Annotated in this window: 10 protein-coding genes and 1 pseudogene; 5 read left to right on the forward strand and 6 right to left on the reverse strand. The window is 44.6% G+C overall.

Features of this window, described 5'->3' with window-relative positions; translation table 11 throughout:
- Positions 1 to 54 precede the first annotated feature (54 nt).
- From lpdA to DW182_RS11300, 5 genes are all read left to right on the forward strand, one after another.
- A complete protein-coding gene (gene lpdA, locus DW182_RS11280) occupies positions 55 to 1,404 on the forward strand; it encodes a dihydrolipoyl dehydrogenase (protein WP_118295583.1) in 1,350 nt (449 codons plus the stop codon).
- Positions 1,404 to 2,153 (forward strand): lipoate--protein ligase family protein, encoded by a 750-nt coding sequence (locus DW182_RS11285; RefSeq protein ID WP_118295584.1) that lies wholly within the window; start codon positions 1,404 to 1,406, stop codon positions 2,151 to 2,153. Before lpdA ends, DW182_RS11285 begins: the two co-directional genes overlap by 1 nt.
- 62 nt (positions 2,154 to 2,215) lie before the next feature.
- Complete coding sequence (locus DW182_RS11290; RefSeq protein ID WP_118295585.1) at positions 2,216 to 3,466, forward strand: dihydrolipoamide acetyltransferase family protein; 1,251 nt, start codon at positions 2,216 to 2,218, stop codon at positions 3,464 to 3,466.
- 18 nt (positions 3,467 to 3,484) lie between these two features.
- Positions 3,485 to 5,521: a thiamine pyrophosphate-dependent enzyme gene (locus DW182_RS11295; RefSeq protein WP_118295586.1), complete on the forward strand. Its 2,037-nt coding sequence runs from the start codon at positions 3,485 to 3,487 to the stop codon at positions 5,519 to 5,521.
- Positions 5,522 to 5,538: 17 nt separating this feature from the next.
- A complete protein-coding gene (locus tag DW182_RS11300) occupies positions 5,539 to 6,042 on the forward strand; it encodes a flavodoxin (protein ID WP_007667533.1) in 504 nt (167 codons plus the stop codon).
- A 35-nt stretch (positions 6,043 to 6,077) separates the two neighbouring features.
- On the opposite strand, the gene DW182_RS11305 is transcribed toward DW182_RS11300, so the two are convergent.
- The 6 genes and pseudogenes from DW182_RS11305 to DW182_RS11325 form a co-directional block, all read right to left on the reverse strand.
- Entirely contained in the window at positions 6,078 to 7,841 is a 1,764-nt protein-coding gene (locus DW182_RS11305; RefSeq protein WP_118295587.1) for a family 78 glycoside hydrolase catalytic domain, read from the reverse strand.
- A 12-nt stretch (positions 7,842 to 7,853) separates the two neighbouring features.
- Positions 7,854 to 9,467, reverse strand: a complete 1,614-nt coding sequence (locus DW182_RS11310) for an alpha-galactosidase (RefSeq protein WP_118295588.1) — start codon at positions 9,465 to 9,467, stop codon at positions 7,854 to 7,856.
- A gap of 27 nt (positions 9,468 to 9,494) precedes the next feature.
- The gene (locus DW182_RS22480) at positions 9,495 to 9,914 is read right to left on the reverse strand and encodes a cupredoxin domain-containing protein (protein ID WP_233564131.1); all 420 of its coding nucleotides are present in this window, start codon (positions 9,912 to 9,914) and stop codon (positions 9,495 to 9,497) included.
- Positions 9,915 to 9,920: 6 nt separating this feature from the next.
- Entirely contained in the window at positions 9,921 to 11,714 is a 1,794-nt protein-coding gene (locus DW182_RS11315; RefSeq protein ID WP_233564132.1) for a glycoside hydrolase, read from the reverse strand.
- A gap of 55 nt (positions 11,715 to 11,769) precedes the next feature.
- On the reverse strand, positions 11,770 to 14,250 hold the full coding sequence (locus tag DW182_RS11320) for a sugar-binding domain-containing protein (protein ID WP_118295648.1): 2,481 nt from the start codon (positions 14,248 to 14,250) through the stop codon (positions 11,770 to 11,772).
- A gap of 328 nt (positions 14,251 to 14,578) precedes the next feature.
- Positions 14,579 to 16,232 (reverse strand): annotated as a pseudogene (locus DW182_RS11325) (IS1182 family transposase).
- Between the last annotated feature and the right edge of the window lie 123 nt (positions 16,233 to 16,355).

Genomic DNA, 16,355 nt, shown 5'->3' on the forward strand with positions numbered 1-16,355 from the left:
TTTGCTCTCTTCTTGTTTGTTGTTACTGCATAAATAACTTAATACTACTGATTTATGAAATATGATATAGCTATCATCGGCGGCGGTCCTGCCGGTTATACGGCAGCCGAAAGAGCGGCTGCAAACGGGCTGCAAACAGTCTTGTTTGAGAAGAAAGCCATTGGTGGCGTCTGCCTTAACGAGGGGTGCATTCCTACCAAGACTTTGCTCTATTCCGCCAAGTTGTGGGACAATATGAAAAGCGCGTCGAAGTATGGCATTTCCGTGCCCGACGGTTCGGCGTTCGATATGCAGAAGATGATTGAGCGCAAGGATAAGATTGTGAAAAAGCTGACCGGCGGTGTGCAGATGACTGTTAATTCCTACGGTGCTGTCATTGTACCTCACGAAGCTGTGATTACGGGCGAAGCGGACGGACGCTTCCGGGTTTCGGCATCGGGGGAGACGTACGAAGTAACCTACCTGTTGGTGTGTACCGGTTCCGACACGGTTATCCCGCCTATTAAAGGTTTGTCCGGAGTTGATTACTGGACGTCAAAAGAGGCCCTGGAGAGCACTGTGCTGCCATCTTCACTGGTCATCATCGGTGGCGGTGTCATCGGGATGGAGTTCGCTTCTTTTTTCAATAGTATGGGCGTGCAGGTGCATGTGGTCGAGATGATGCCCGAAGTACTGGGTGCTATGGATAAAGAAACCAGTGGCATGCTGCGTGCGGAATATCAGAAACGCGGAGTCAAATTCCATCTGAATACCAAAGTGGTTGAAGTTAGTCCCGAAGGAGTCACCATTGAGAAGGATGGCAAAACGTCGCTCATCGAGACTGAAAAGATATTAGTCAGCGTCGGTCGGAAAGCCAACCTGCTGCAGGTGGGCTTGGATAAACTGAACATAGAACTGCTGCGCAACGGCGTGAAAGTGGATGAACACATGCAAACTTCCCATCCATGCGTGTATGCTTGTGGTGACATCACCGGGCATTCTATGCTGGCGCATACCGCCATCCGCGAGAGTGAGGTTGCCATCAATCATATTCTGGAGGTGGAAGACCGGATGAATTACGATTGCGTGCCGGGCGTAGTGTATACTAATCCCGAAGTGGCCGGCGTGGGTAAAACTGAGGAAGAACTGAAAGCATCCGGTATCAGCTATCATGTGCAGAAATTGCCGATGGCCTATTCCGGCCGTTTCGTAGCCGAGAACGAGCAGGGAAACGGGCTTTGCAAGCTGATACTGGATGATGATGACCGGATAATAGGTTGCCACATGCTGGGCAATCCGGCTTCCGAGTTGATTGTACTTGCCGGAATTGCCGTGCAGCACGGATATACGGTGGAAGAATTTCAGAAGACTGTCTTCCCACACCCGACGGTCGGTGAAATCTTCCATGAAACACTCTTTGCATAATGTTCTGCATTGATAATCGCTGTACGGATATCTATTTTAATCTGGCAGCAGAAGAGTATTTGTTGAAGCAGAAGCGAGGCAACTTCTTTATGCTTTGGCAGTCGGAACCTTCCGTTGTGATAGGGAAACATCAGAGTGTGGCGGCGGAAGCGGACGAGAGGTTTCTGGATGAAAAGGGAATAACCCTGGCACGCCGTTTCTCCGGTGGAGGGGCTGTATATCATGACCGGGGAAACATTAACCTGAGTTTTATTGAAACCAGGAAGCAACCGGATTTTGAATATTACCTGCAATTGGTGGTCGACTTCCTCGAGAAGGTGGGCATCACGGCTTATGCCGACCAGCGTCTGGGCATTTATGTGGACGAGCAGAAAATTTCGGGTAGTGCGCAGTGCATACATAAAGACCGGGTGATGTATCATTGTACTTTGTTGTTTTCCACTGATCTGGATATGTTGAATGCGGCGTTGAATGGCGATCCGGATGCGGAAAGTCGTTTACCAGGCTCTCGTACTATGCGTGCAGTACCTTCCGTACGGAGTGAAGTTGCGAATATAAAAGAGTTTTTGTCTGGGCCTATGGACGTCAAACGTTTCATGCATTTGCTCTTTCACTCCTTTGTGGAGGATGACGATAACCGGATTTACCGCTTCTCTGCCGGAGATATGGAAGCCATCGAACGGTTGAAAGCGGAAAAGTATGCCTGCAAAGAGTGGATATATCATAAATCTGCATTAACTTTTACTTAAGTTAAAAACTTACTACTCAGTTGTTTGTTGTATAATAAACCGAGAACCTAAAACTTAACTATATGTCAAGATTTGAAATAAAGATGCCCAAATTGGGTGAAAGTATAACCGAAGGTACCATCATCTCGTGGTCGGTACAAGTAGGAGACGTCATCAAGGAAGATGATGTGTTATTTGAAGTAAATACCGCTAAAGTCAGTGCCGAAATACCGTCTCCGGTAGAAGGCAAAGTCGTGGAGATTTTATTTAAAGAAGGAGATACCGTAGCTGTGGGTACGGTGGTGGCTATTGTCGATATCGGAGGTGAGAACTCCGGGGATGAGGGTGTTGTGGTTGTTTCTAAGACTGTCTCTGAGGAAACTCCTCAAGTCAAGACTGTAAAAACGGAAGAAGAGCGTTGGTACTCGCCTATAGTTCTTCAGTTGGCTCGTGAGGCTGGCATTCAGCCTAAAGAACTGGATACTATTCCGGGTACCGGATATCAGGGACGGGTGAGCAAGAAGGACATCAAGAGTTACATTGTCCGGAAACAAAGTGGTGGTATAATGACTGCTAAACCTGCTGCAACTCCTGAAATACAACGTACTGCACCTGCTTCCGGCACATTCTCAGCAGAAGGTGTTGAAGTAAAAGAGATGGATCGTGTACGCAAGGTGATAGCCGACCACATGGTAATGTCGAAACATACTTCCCCGCACGTAACCAATGTTGTGGAAGTGGATGTAACGAAACTTGTGAAGTGGCGTGATAAAAATAAAGATGCTTTCTTCCGTCGTGAGGGAGTGAAACTAACTTATATGCCTGCCATCACAGAAGCTGTGGCGAAGGCGCTGGCTGCTTACCCACAAGTGAATGTATCGGTAGAGGGATATAATATACTGTTCAAGAAGCATATCAATATCGGCATTGCCGTTTCTCTGAATGATGGCAATCTGATTGTTCCGGTGGTTCGTGATGCCGATCGTCTGAACCTGAACGGACTTGCCGTAGCCATTGATTCACTGGCACTCAAGGCTCGTGATAATAAGCTGATGCCCGATGATATTTCCGGTGGCACTTTTACGATTACGAACTTCGGTACATTCAAGTCTTTGTTCGGTACACCTATCATCAATCAGCCTCAGGTAGCTATCCTGGGAGTAGGATACATCGAGAAGAAGCCTGCTGTAATAGAGACCCCAGAAGGGGATGTGATAGCCATCCGTCATAAGATGTATCTGTCCCTCTCTTATGACCATAGAGTCGTGGATGGTTCATTAGGTGGCAACTTCCTCTATTTTATTAAAGAGTATCTGGAAAACTGGAAAGAATAACTTAATACCTTGATAAGTATGAAAAAGTACAATATAAAAACCACAGATGTGGAATTACTGAAGAAATGGTATTACCTGATGACGCTGGGGCGTGCGCTCGATGAAAAGGCGCCCGCTTACCTGTTGCAGTCCCTTGGCTGGTCCTTTCATGCTCCGTATGCCGGACATGACGGGATACAGTTGGCCATCGGACAGGTATTTACCAAGGGAGAAGACTTCCTTTTCCCTTACTACCGTGATATGCTGACTGCCCTTTCCGCCGGAATGACGGCAGAAGAACTTATACTGAACGGCATCTCCAAAGCTACTGATCCGGGAAGTGGCGGACGCCACATGTCCAATCACTTTGCCAAACCCGAATGGCATATCGAGAACATATCCTCGGCTACAGGTACGCATGATCTTCATGCAGCCGGTGTGGCACGTGCAATGGTATATTATGACCATAAAGGAGTTGTTATTACTTCACACGGCGAATCTGCTTCCTCTGAAGGTTTTGTCTACGAAGCTGTCAATGGTGCCAGCCTTGAACGCCTGCCCGTTATTTTTGTATGGCAAGATAATGGATATGGTATATCTGTTCCGAAGAAAGACCAGACGGCAGCCCGTAAAGTGGCGGATAACTTCTCCGGATTCAAGAATCTGAAGATTATCCATTGTAATGGAAAAGATGTGTTCGACTCCATGAATGCCATGACTGAGGCCCGTGAGTATGCATTGTTGAACCGGAATCCGGTAATCGTACATGCCAATTGTGTCCGTATCGGTTCCCATTCCAACTCTGACAAAGATACTCTATACAGGGATGAAAATGAACTGGCTTATGTGAAAGAAGCTGATCCGTTGCTGAAGTTCCGCCGGATGCTGTTGCGTTACAAGCGTCTCACGGAGGAAGAGCTGAAAGAAATAGAGGAGAAAGCAAAGAAAGACCTGGCTGCTGCTAATCGTAAGGCGCTGACAGCTCCCGATCCTGACCCTAAAACCATTTTCAACTATGTATTGCCGGAACCTTACGAACCGGAAAAATATAAAGATGGAACACATCGTGAGACAGAAGGAGAGAAGAAATTCTTTGTAACTGCCATCAATGAAACGCTGAAAGCAGAGTTCCGCTATAATCCTAATACCTTCATCTGGGGGCAGGATGTTGCCAATCGGGATAAAGGGGGCGTGTTCAATGTAACCAAAGGAATGCAACAGGAATTCGGCGAAGCTCGTGTATTCAGTGCACCTATCGCCGAAGATTATATTGTCGGCACAGCAAATGGCATGAGCCGTTTTGATCCTAAAATCCGGGTAGTGATAGAGGGTGCTGAGTTTGCCGATTACTTCTGGCCAGCCGTGGAACAATATGTGGAATGTACCCATGAGTATTGGCGCAGCAACGGAAAGTTTGTGCCTAATGTGACTTTGCGCCTGGCTTCCGGTGGTTATATCGGTGGCGGACTCTATCACTCGCAAAATCTGGAAGGTGCTTTGGCTACTTTGCCCGGAGCGCGGATTGTTTGTCCATCCTTTGCTGATGATGCTGCCGGACTGCTCCGTACAAGTATACGTTCCCGTGGTTTTACGCTGTTTATTGAACCGAAAGCATTGTATAATTCTGTAGAAGCAGCCACCATCGTTCCTGATGATTTTGAAGTTCCTTTTGGGAAAGCGCGTATTCGCCGTGAGGGCAGTGACCTGAGTATTATCACCTATGGTAATACAACGCATTTCTGCTTGAATGTTGCCGAACGTTTGGAAAAAGAAGGTGGTTGGAGTGTGGAAGTGATTGATATCCGTTCTTTGATACCGTTGGATAAAGAAACCATTTATGAGTCTGTGAAGAAGACCAGCAAAGCCCTGATTGTTCATGAAGATAAAGTCTTTGGTGGCTTCGGTGGTGAGATTGCAGCCAGTATTGGTACAGACTTGTTCCGTTACCTGGATGCACCGGTACAGCGTGTAGGCTCTACCTTTACTCCTGTAGGTTTTAATCCGATACTGGAAAGTGCTATTCTGCCGGGTGCAGATAGAATTTTTGAAGCAGCCAAGAAGCTGTTGGAATATTAATTTAATAATAAGTTATTATGAAAGAGATAGGATTATTTTATGCAATGAATGCTGCCAAGACTTCTCATATCGCAGAGAAGATACGTGAGAAGCTCGGACACAAAGAAGTAGAAATGATCATGATAGAAAAAGCTTGGCAGAATGATTTCCAGGCTTATGATAAACTGATAGTAGGTGCTTCTACTTGGTTTGACGGTGAATTGCCCACCTATTGGGATGAGATGATACCGGAAATAGAAAGCCTCGATCTGAAAGACAAGAAAGTAGCCCTCTTCGGGCTTGGTGATCAAATCGGTTATCCCGATAATTTTGTGGATGGTCTGGGAATACTGGCTGATGCTTTTGAAAAGGCAGGGGCTATCCTTGTCGGATTTACGTCTGCCGAAGGTTATTCATTTAACCGGTCAAGAGCTTTGAGGGATGGTAAATGGTGTGGACTGGTGATTGATATAGAGAACCAGTCGAAGCTGACGGATAAACGTATAACGGACTGGTGTGAACAGTTGAAAGAGGAATTTTGATATAATATGAGGGGCTCGTTAGAGAGCCCCTTATTTTATATTACTTTGATTCCATCAGGAGCTTTGATCGTAGAAACTATTTTCCCATCAGCTCCTTTGACATGCTTGATGTAGACTATCCCCAATGGAGTAGGGAAGGTGCCTTCCGCCCATTCCAGATCACCAAGATGGGGAGTTATGCGAAGGGTCTTACAGCCTGCATCCACTATCTCGACGCCTAAAATATGTTGTGTCATCCAAGGGGTAGGCCCGGAAGCCCAACCGTGGCAGAAGCTATGCCGGAAACTGGGATAGCAATAATCGCCGAAATCTCCATGAATATCATCTTTGCCCTCGGGAACGAAATCATCCAGTCTGGCGGCATTATGTGTCCAGTCCAGATTGAAATCTTCCCAGAAAGTGGTTGCTCCCAAATCTAACATTCCTCCCCAGTACTGACGGATAATGTCAAGAGCTTGCTGGTATTTGCCTGCTTGTGCAAGGGCCTGCAACATGTAGTAGCCATAAAAAGTGGAAAAGTCCTTGGCACCATCTACTGAGATAACTTCGCTGCATGCTTGCTCGGGCTTCATTAATCCTGCGATGGACATTAGTGCGGCTGCTTGTTTCAAACCGTTAGGTTGTTTTATTTGTTTTTTCAGTCGCTTGGATATGGCACGGCATTTTTTTGCATGTTCTTGTTCTTCCAGTAGATTGCATAATACCTCTGCATCTTTCAAAGCCCAGCTAAGCAATGCTCTGCATCCTGCTTCAACCCCCGGCTGATTAGGACTTGACGGCCAATCCAGAAAACGTTGTTTTGCCAGATTTTCATTGCCTTCCTCGTCTACACATTCATCTATGCGGTCGATAACTCCGGTGATGTAGGCGCGATGGTGACGTAAAAAATCAATGTTTCCATTATGCATATACCATTCGTGCTGGATAATCAGGTACCACATTGAATAAGTACTGATGCCATTCAGCCATTGGGGCAGGGGGAACTGTTCGCAAGCCAGGTCTATGCTCTTGTTTACTACTTCGTTATGCCCGAATACGCTCATAATGGTTGCTACTTCGGGGTGCATGTCGCCCAGCCATATCAGGCGGTCGCGCTTTATGCCATCCCATAAATATTCCTGCATATTCAGGTGGACGGTGTATGCTCCGGTCATCCATATATCATTCAGACGCTGATCGTTGCAACGGAATGAACCCAGATAAGGGATATTCCGGTAGCGGAAAATGGCGGGAGCTTCTTTCAGATAGATAGTCATATCGGGAGATAGACAGTCGATACGGATGAAGCGGAATCCGGTGCTTCCTATTTCAATTTGTCCGTCACTTGGAACCTGCATAACCATATCACGCATGGCATGGTCGTTTGTGGAATATCCCTTTCTCCGTTTGCCGCCATCATTCTGGCTACAGGCCTCACTTACGGATTCTCCGAAACGAATGCGTACAGAAGCTGTTCTCCAAGGTTTTGCCGAACCTAATACAAGTTTTAAGCCTCCGTGCAACTCCCGTCCATAATCCAGTAGGATGGAAGCTGTATCACTTTTTGTAGTATGCATGGAGCACATGCTCTTTCTGCCAAGTTCCGCTTGTCCCGTACCGGGAAGAAGCAGTACTTCCGCATTGCTGACTAAAGAGTCATTGCTAATCCACATGACCTTTTGAGGAGGTACATATAGGCGTGTCATTTCATCCGTATGGATGTTCAGACTGTCTGCGCCAAAAACGGGAGGAACGTAAGTCTGGGCTTTTGTTACTCCTGCTATGCATAAAGCTATTGCTGTTATTGCTACTCTTATCATACAAATTCTTTGTTACTGTCGTTTACTTAACTTAAAGCAATCAATATCCGGTGCCCATCCGAAGTTGTTTCCCATACGGATTACGTTGTTACCGGCTACTAAAGTTACAGGAATGGTTACGGATGTTACTTTTTCTTTGTTGCCGCTATTCAGGTCTTTTATTTCTGTCTTGGTTTCATTTACAGATACTTCCAGTTTCCTGTTTTTGTCGCAGCTATAATAAATAGTCATATCATATTCGCCTCCTTTCTCACTGTACACTTCTTTCCATTCCGCAATATTTTCTTCACTGCCTCCGATATTTGATACTTTCATCTTACCGGAACAAGCCGGAGATGCAGCATAGAATATTTGTTTAGGGTTCTTGCCCAAGTCATCATAACAAGGTAAATAGGCCCATTCTGCCTCATAGAAAGTCGGTTCCAGACGCTTCTCTGCTTCCAATCTCCATATTGCAACGCTATGTGGGGAAACTGATAACCGGATGGTGTCTGTCATATCTCCCAAATCCTTGCATTGTATCACATCGCGAACTTTTACCGTTCCACCCATTTCCAATTTTTCGAAAGGTACATTGAAGTTGCATACCGTATCCGATGGATTATATAAAGCAACAGCACGCACAAGTCCCCGTTTTTGTTCAAGGTCTTTCACCAGTACATACTCTTCAGCCTCATGCTGTACCACGTATGCTTGCAGTCCTAACGGATCCTGATTCAGTGCTATCAACTCCTTATTCTTCAGCAAAGCTAATGAAGCTTCGGGAATGGTTGTCATATCGCAACCGATAAGCAGGGGCGAGCTCATGATACACCACATTCCAAAATGTACTTCTTCCTCTTCCTGCTTCAATCCGCGACCGATTTCCAGCATATCCATGTCATTATAATGCCCTTCACCGGCATAAGCTGATAAATAGAGATTCTTTCGGATAATATTCTTTACGGATTCCCAGCGGGGACGTATATCCGGACTGATGCGCCAGGAACGCGCCATGCTTTTTGCCCAAGTACCAGGGAAAGCCCATCGGCAAATATTAATGGAAACATCGGTGCGTCCGGTATTCTTGATTGCTTCGCAAATGGTTGCGTAACGCTTTTCTTCATCAAGCCCTAATTCTCTGCCACCGCAATAATCTATCTTGATGAAGTCATAGTTCCATTCTTTCAGATAAAGGTCCATATCCTGTTGCTCGTGCCCGTAGAGACCGGATCCTATTCCGTTGGCATCATCATCATAGATGGAACCGCAGGTATTGTCGCCTGCATCCGAATAGATACCTGCTTTCAGACCTAATGAATGGATATAGTCGGATATAGGTCTCATGCTGTTAGGAAAACGTTCGGGATGTGCATGCATTTTTCCTGTTTCATCACGCCAGCCGAAAAATCCGTCATCCACGTTTATATATAGATAACCGGCGTCTTTCAACCCATGAGTAACTAACGCATCCGCTTGTTTCTTTATCAATTCCTCGTTGATATTCACATGATAGGTGTTCCAGGAACTCCAACCCATCAGGGGTGGTGAGAAGGATTCCTGCGTGATCTTTTCATTTGTTGATGTGCAGGAGCTTGCAGCAAGTATAAGAGCAAGAAGCGCTCCTGTCATAAAATGTCTTTTCATAAGTATTTTTACTTTTATGTCCGAAAGTTAATCAATTAATTTGAATTTGTATGTACCTGGCTTCCTTAATGTTAATGGCTTACCTTCTCCTTTGGTGATAACCTTAACTATACAACCATTGGGAATTTCGATTGTACTTTCGCCGGTTGCATTCAGTTTTACACTGATAAAGCCTTCTTTGACGGGAATCCTTGAGGTTATCCATTTGAGGTGTAAAAGTTCAGGCTTAATGGTGTATTCATTGGGCTTTTCTGTCGATTGGCTGAAACCAATAAGCCCGTTTAAGGCTCCTACTACCGCAGGCACTCCGTTGGCACCGTGGCAAAGGCTTAAACCGTAAGGGCGTCTATAAAACTCCAGTTGTTTGGCTCTTGAAGCCTCTGTCTGGAAGTTTTCGGGAAAGCGGGTATGTCCTTGATCCATCCAATCGCCGAATACACGGTACATGAAATCTCATAACTCCTTTACCCGTCCTGCCTTGGCATATGCCAGGAATTCATATCCTTTTTCGTAGCTGACAGTGGTATAATAATGGGTCAGATTGGGAAGGATATTCTCGAATAAGTTGTCATAATGTTCTTTCGGAAATATGTCTGCCAGGATAGCCCAATATTGTGCATGATGTGAAATTCGCTTGTCAATAGTGGTGCCGTCATTCATCGTGCCATTGATGAATGCTTTTCTTTCATCATCCCAGAAGTGTTTGAATATCTTTCTCTTTAAATCTTGTGCCAGCTTATTGTATTTGCTTGCAAGTGCTTTCTCTTTCCATAAGTTGGCAAAGTAAGCACCTGCCATGTAATTGTAATACAACATGATCTGTGCATAAGCAGCCACACCTTTTCGCGCAGGACCATTGTAGGTAGACCATCCCGGAGTATAACCGAACTGTCTATCACCATAGTTACCATGCACAAATCCGTTCTCATCAACGATGGAAGCATAAAAGTCAAGCAGTTGGGTAATCCGGTCTTTGTATTGGAGGGAGGTCGTTAAATCTCCGAAACGCAGGTAATTCTGCTTTAACCCAAATAGTGCGTGGAGCGGATAGTCGGGTATACCTATATCGGATAGTTTGGGATTAAGCGGCATCAGTGCTATGGATATTCCGTTTTTTGAAACCTGTTGGTCACCGAACAGGTAGTCGCCTCCCAGCGTGCTGACCAGTGCATCCATCGACCAGGGAAGGAAATCACGTTTCACTCCATCCAGATAGAAGCGGTGCATACTGGTGTGAAGTGTAGCGCTACTCATTTTGAACAGATTGTTGATGTACTCATCGTCCGTTTCAAACTGCATCTGATATTCTACCGGCCACATGGAGGCATCAAATTTTAGGGAAGTAATTTCAGCACCTTCATCACATTCAAGAGAAGCATATCTGAGTGCACGTTCAGGTATGCTGATGACACTGCCTGTTTCTGACAATTTGATGGGAGGCAACGGGTATTGTTCCAGCTTCTTGTCATCTCTTTCCAGAGCTTCTTCCGGAGTTTCACCTACTCGTACGGTTACAGTGCCTTTTCCCTTTGCCTGAAAAGTGAGAGTACCGATTTCCAGATGAAAAAAGTCTATCAAAGCATAGCCGTTCTTGCCGATTTGTACTCCATCTGTTCCAATGGTTTTGGCATTACGCATTGGAAGAATTTCTTGTGGCTTGATTTGAGCGATTATGTTTTGAGGAGCATCTGGTCGAGTGGCGGGCTTATTATACATGGAGGCACTCTCAGGAATGCTCCAGTAGTTTTTATCCATACTGACTTGCCATTCATTTGGATTTTCCATACCGTCACCTTTTAGTATAATGCAAGGCAAAGAATCGTTCGTTATCACTTCAAATAAAAGGGAAGATTTACCTGCGGGCAGTGTTATCTGCTTATTAGTTGTGGATTGTTTTATTCCATTGACGTAAAGGATAATATCGGATGGGCCTTCCCAACGAAGATTATTTTCCTTGTGCAATTTTATTTCTCTTTTGAAATAAGCGCGGTTGTTTTTAGCAAAGAACTTTCCCGGGTATCCTACGTTCACACAGCGTTCTTTGGAAATTTTGGCTGATTGTTGTTGATAGAAAGCGGCTAATTGTCCCGGATACCACATGTAATTACTGTTCCATTCTTCCTGGGAAGGTGCTGGGATTACTGTAACTTTAGAGTCTAATAAGGGGTCGAATTCTTTGATTTGAGCATAACAGTTAATGGTGGTTACCCAAAAAATGCCTGCTATTAATTTTAGTCTTTTATTCATGTCTTTAATGGATATAGTTTATTAATTTTTCAATGTGTTTCTATTGTTATTTCTTCTAATTGATGATTGTTTTCAGGCGAAGAGTTCCTTTTAAGCCCACTGAAGTAACTTTTAGTTTCACTTCACCTGCTTCCCGATTACTGCGGAGGATAATTTGCATACGTCCTTGATGCATCCGTTTGGTAGTGATGCCATTGAAAAGATCGGATGTATAATGGTCGCTGTTGTCCAATGCTACTAACCGGGCAGAACCTTCTATTTGCAAGGTAAGCGGTTCGTTGTATGTCCACACGGGGCGTCCTTTTTTATCAACTGCTGTGACATTGATGTATTGCAAGTCCATACCATCGGCTTTCCAGTCGGTTGGTGTTTCCGCTTCTATCTTGAGTGCTACAGCTTTTTCTGCACTTTCAATGCGATGACGAGCAACTTCATTTCCATTTTTATCGCGGGCAATAGCCTCCAGTGAGCCACCATTGCCATATGGGACATCTTTCCAATAGATCATATTACGCAGATTGATCTTTGTCGTATCGTTTAGCTGGGTGCCTATACTTTTACCATTTACCAATAGTTCTACTGAGTGGGCATTGGTGTAGGTGAAGAGTGATTGCTTGCTGCCCGGTTCGTAATTCCAACGTTCATTAAGTGCCATGCGCCCCACTATCACGTCATTCCAACTGACACTCTCGGCACCGGCTGCATCTACTACACCAATATGTACTTCCGGAACATCTGGCATGAAGGCGGATTTGATAAGATAAGCTTGGGGATAAGGATGCATGGTATGGTCAAAGAATGAATAATTCCATCCTTTTTTGGGCCATTGGTTAGATTCTCCCCAGTATTCGGCAGAGCCCCAATAGGCTATACCTACTGTGCGCTTTTTATCCATGTTATAGAAGGGCTCCAGTAATTTGTTGGTCTTGGCTTCACTTTGAAACAGTATGAGGTCTGGTTTATGCTGAAGATAAGCAGCGTACTTATCCGATTGATAATTGAATGAAGCAATTTCTGTGGCGCAAGCCAGTTCGGGCGGAACAAGATAACTGTCGAAGTCTTTGTCGTGGCGAGTGATGGCACCAGCACGTGCGGGGAACATAGCAACTGTTGTCAGGCGACTGTCATCAAAACGCTTCACTAATTGATTGAAGATGCGATAGGTGGTGATGCCCCAATCATTAATCCCTTTAAAACCTGCCCATCCTTCACGAATTTGCAACTCGTTGCCTAAACTCCAAAGAATGATTGATGGACGGTTACGGTCACGTTTTATCCACTCTATAATCAGGTCAGACCAAATCTGAGTGAATGGTCGGCGTCCACCCCAATAATCATTATCACTCCATTTGTCTGTCAATTCATCTACAATGAGCATACCTACGCGGTCTGCAATACGGGCGAAACTGTCACTGTAGGGATTGTGCGAACAACGAATTGTATTATAACCGAAAGCTTTCAACTGTAACATCATGCGTTCAATAGCTCTATCGTAAGAAGCAGCCCCTAATGCGCCGAGATCATGATGGTTGGCATTGCCTTGTAGAAATATCTTTTCTCCATTGAGTTTGAAACCAAATTCTGGTGAAAACTCTAACTTGCGGATACCGAATTGTTCTGTAATACTGTCTACTACCATACCATCTGCTACCACAACCACATCTGCACTATACAGTTGCGGTGTATTGCACGACCAGAGTTGTGGGTTCTTCAAAGTTATTGCAGGTAACTTTAACTCAGTACAAGTTTGGTGAGTATGTTTGGGCATGGTGTTATGGGCAGAACCCACAACTTTTCCTTCTGGGTTGCGAACTGTGGTGCGAACCAATACATCATGTTTTTGCCAACCATCTACTTCCACCTGTACGGCAACTGTTGCTTTATCCGATGCAACTTCGGGGGTAGTAATGTAAATCCCGTGTCGTGCTATATGGGTAGGATTTTGAACTTGCAGATAAACATCGCGGAACAATCCGCCACCTGTATACCAACGAGAACCTTTTTTAGGACCGGTAGATGCATATACGGCTACTATATTTTCCTTGTCAAAATGCAGATAAGGAGTAAGGTCTGCTTCAATGCCTACGTATCCGTAGTCTGTTGAGGCTATTTTGTGTCCATTTAGGTAGACATCACCTAAGTAGATGATTCCCCCGAAATCCATCACTACCCGTTTCCCTTTCCATAATGAATCTGCTTGGAATGTTTTGCGGTACCATCCCTCACACATAGGCTTAAAGCCACGGGCACCACCACCAGCTTTCGTCCAGGGTTGTTCAAACTGGAAATCATGTGGTAGGTCAAGAACACGCCAGGAGGAGTCATCTAATGAAGGGGAGGCGAAATCAGCATCCTTATTTTCTTCTGTAACTAACTGAAATTTCCATTTGAAATTGAAAAGCGTTTTTTGCTGCGACACAAACTCTTCTAAGGGTGTGTTTTTCATGGGAGCTTTTTCCTGCACATTTTGGTATTGTGCTATGGTTACACTACTTGGAATAATTACTAAAACTGCAGCAATGAGAATATTTCTTATCAGACGCATAACATATTAGGGAATAAAGTTGGTTGAATTTGATTAATTATTTTTCGATTGATATTTGTATCGTGCAAATATCAGGACTTCGAGGCTATTAAGGAATGGAATTTAGTTCAAAGAGCTGCATTTTCGTACAAGGGTAAAAGTATGTGAAGTTTGATTTCGTACCAATTATTAATCTTTCATCTTTACTTTAACAGTACATTCAGAGTGTTAATTGTCTTTTTTGCTCTTGGCATTAAGTTTTATGCAAATAAGGAGGTGTGTCGTAATGCACGATGCACCTTCTTTTTTATTCATTACTATACAACTCGGTTCATTTTCTTTAAGCTGTGATATTTCGAAGATTTCTTTGATTTATGTGTTCCCAGCATCTAATAACAGCAGTTGTAAGCTCGTAAAATCGTCTAATCAGCCAGTTCATACCTTCTTTTGTCATTTTTGCACACATTTTTTTTATATTGAAGGCAACGGCAAAGAAGGCAAAGTCCATGAAGACCTTATCCTTTCCAAAATGGCGGAAACGTTTGTAGTTCATATTGTATTTTATTTGTCCGAACACAGCTTCCGGCTCTATACATCTCTGTCCTCTGTACTTCAGTCCTTCCCCGCAGCAGAGCAACTCTTTGGCTTTCTGTTTGTATCTTCTGAGTCTGTGATTCAGTTCTATTGTCCTGTTCCCCTTTGCCTTAAAACATCGGCATCTTAGCGGACAGCCTTCACATCTGATGGCTCTGTATCTGGCATTTTCGCTGACATATCCGGATGCAGTTTTCACATGTCCGGTCCCTATCCTTTGCATCTTCTGTCCCATGGGGCAGATACAAAAGTCATGTTCTTCATTATAGTAGAAGTTTTCCGCCTTGAACGGGTCCGGTTTGAACCTCGGCCGCTGTTCCATGTGGAAGTAGTTGTACTTGACGTAGGCTTCCATACCGTTTTCTGACATGAAGCGGTAATTCTCTTCAGAACCGTAGCCGGAATCGGCAACCACCGTATGGGCCAACCTGTCATATCTGCTTGAGAAGGATTGCAGGAAAGGTATCAGGGTCAGTGTATCCGTAGGGTTCGGGAAGAGTGCAAAATCGGTAATGAACTGGTTCTCGGTGCCGATCTGGAGGTTGTAACCGGGCTTTGTCTGGCCGTTACGCATGGCATCCTCCTTCATTCTCATAAAAGTAGCGTCATTGTCCGTTTTGGAATAGGAGTTCCTGTCCTGCAGCGTGTCCAGATGGTTGTCGTATTCCTGCAGCTTGTCCCTGTGCTCTTCCAACTCCTTCAGCTGTTTGCGTTTCTTTTTCAACGCAGTCTTTTCCTCTTTCGTGGAGGGTTCAGGAACCTGTTCAAGTGTTTGACGCAATTCTCCCGCCATTTCAGTCAGCATGGCCGGAGTGAATTCTATTTCCTCATTGCTTTCCGATGAGTTCTCCTGAGCGATGACATCGTCTATCTGTTCCAACAGGACATGTATCTTCTTCATCAGACGTTCACGGTTCCGATCAACCGTTGTTCGCCAGACGAAAGTATACTTGTTGGCTTTGGATTCAATCTTTGTCCCGTCAATGTATTCCACATTCAAACTGATGAAGCCTTTGGAAGAGAGAAGGAGTACGGTTTGGGTAAATACCTCGTTGATTTCCTTCTTCACCCGGTTGCGGAAACGGTTGATGGTAATGAAATCCGGTTTCTCATATCCGGCCAGCCAGATATAATGGATGTCACGGTGAAGGAGCTTTTCGATTTTCCGGCAGGAGTAGATGTTGTTCATATAGGCATACAGAATGACTTTCAGCATCATCCTGGGATGGTAAGGGCTGCGCCAGCATTCCTTACAACTTTCTGAAACTTTCAAGATTCAGACTCTCAACCAGAGTGTCAACCATGCGCACCGGATTGTTCTCTGCAATATCCTCGTCAATTCTTTGAGGAAAAAGCACTGTTTGGTTGGGATTGTAAGGACGAAAATGTATCTTTGTCATAGTATAAATTGTATGCTTAAAGATACAAAATCTTTAGGTAATAACAAAGCCCAAGCTTGTGAAAGTCGGGGCTTTGTGCATAAAAAAGGAGATGTGCATTTTGACACACCTCCTTAGATAGAA

The organism is Bacteroides sp. AM16-24, assembly GCF_003471885.1.
GTDB lineage: Bacteria > Bacteroidota > Bacteroidia > Bacteroidales > Bacteroidaceae > Bacteroides.

Bases quoted from the DNA above. Each gene is read 5' to 3' on its own strand.
- lpdA (WP_118295583.1), top strand. From the start codon at position 55: ATGAAATATGATATAGCTATCATCGGCGGCGGTCCTGCCGGTTATACG.
- DW182_RS11295 (WP_118295586.1), top strand. From the start codon at position 3,485: ATGAAAAAGTACAATATAAAAACCACAGATGTGGAATTACTGAAGAAA.
- DW182_RS11315 (WP_233564132.1), bottom strand. From the start codon at position 11,714: ATGAATAAAAGACTAAAATTAATAGCAGGCATTTTTTGGGTAACCACC.
- DW182_RS11285 (WP_118295584.1), top strand. From the start codon at position 1,404: ATGTTCTGCATTGATAATCGCTGTACGGATATCTATTTTAATCTGGCA.
- DW182_RS11310 (WP_118295588.1), bottom strand. From the start codon at position 9,467: ATGAAAAGACATTTTATGACAGGAGCGCTTCTTGCTCTTATACTTGCT.
- DW182_RS11300 (WP_007667533.1), top strand. From the start codon at position 5,539: ATGAAAGAGATAGGATTATTTTATGCAATGAATGCTGCCAAGACTTCT.
- DW182_RS11305 (WP_118295587.1), bottom strand. From the start codon at position 7,841: ATGATAAGAGTAGCAATAACAGCAATAGCTTTATGCATAGCAGGAGTA.
- DW182_RS11290 (WP_118295585.1), top strand. From the start codon at position 2,216: ATGTCAAGATTTGAAATAAAGATGCCCAAATTGGGTGAAAGTATAACC.
- DW182_RS22480 (WP_233564131.1), bottom strand. From the start codon at position 9,914: ATGTACCGTGTATTCGGCGATTGGATGGATCAAGGACATACCCGCTTT.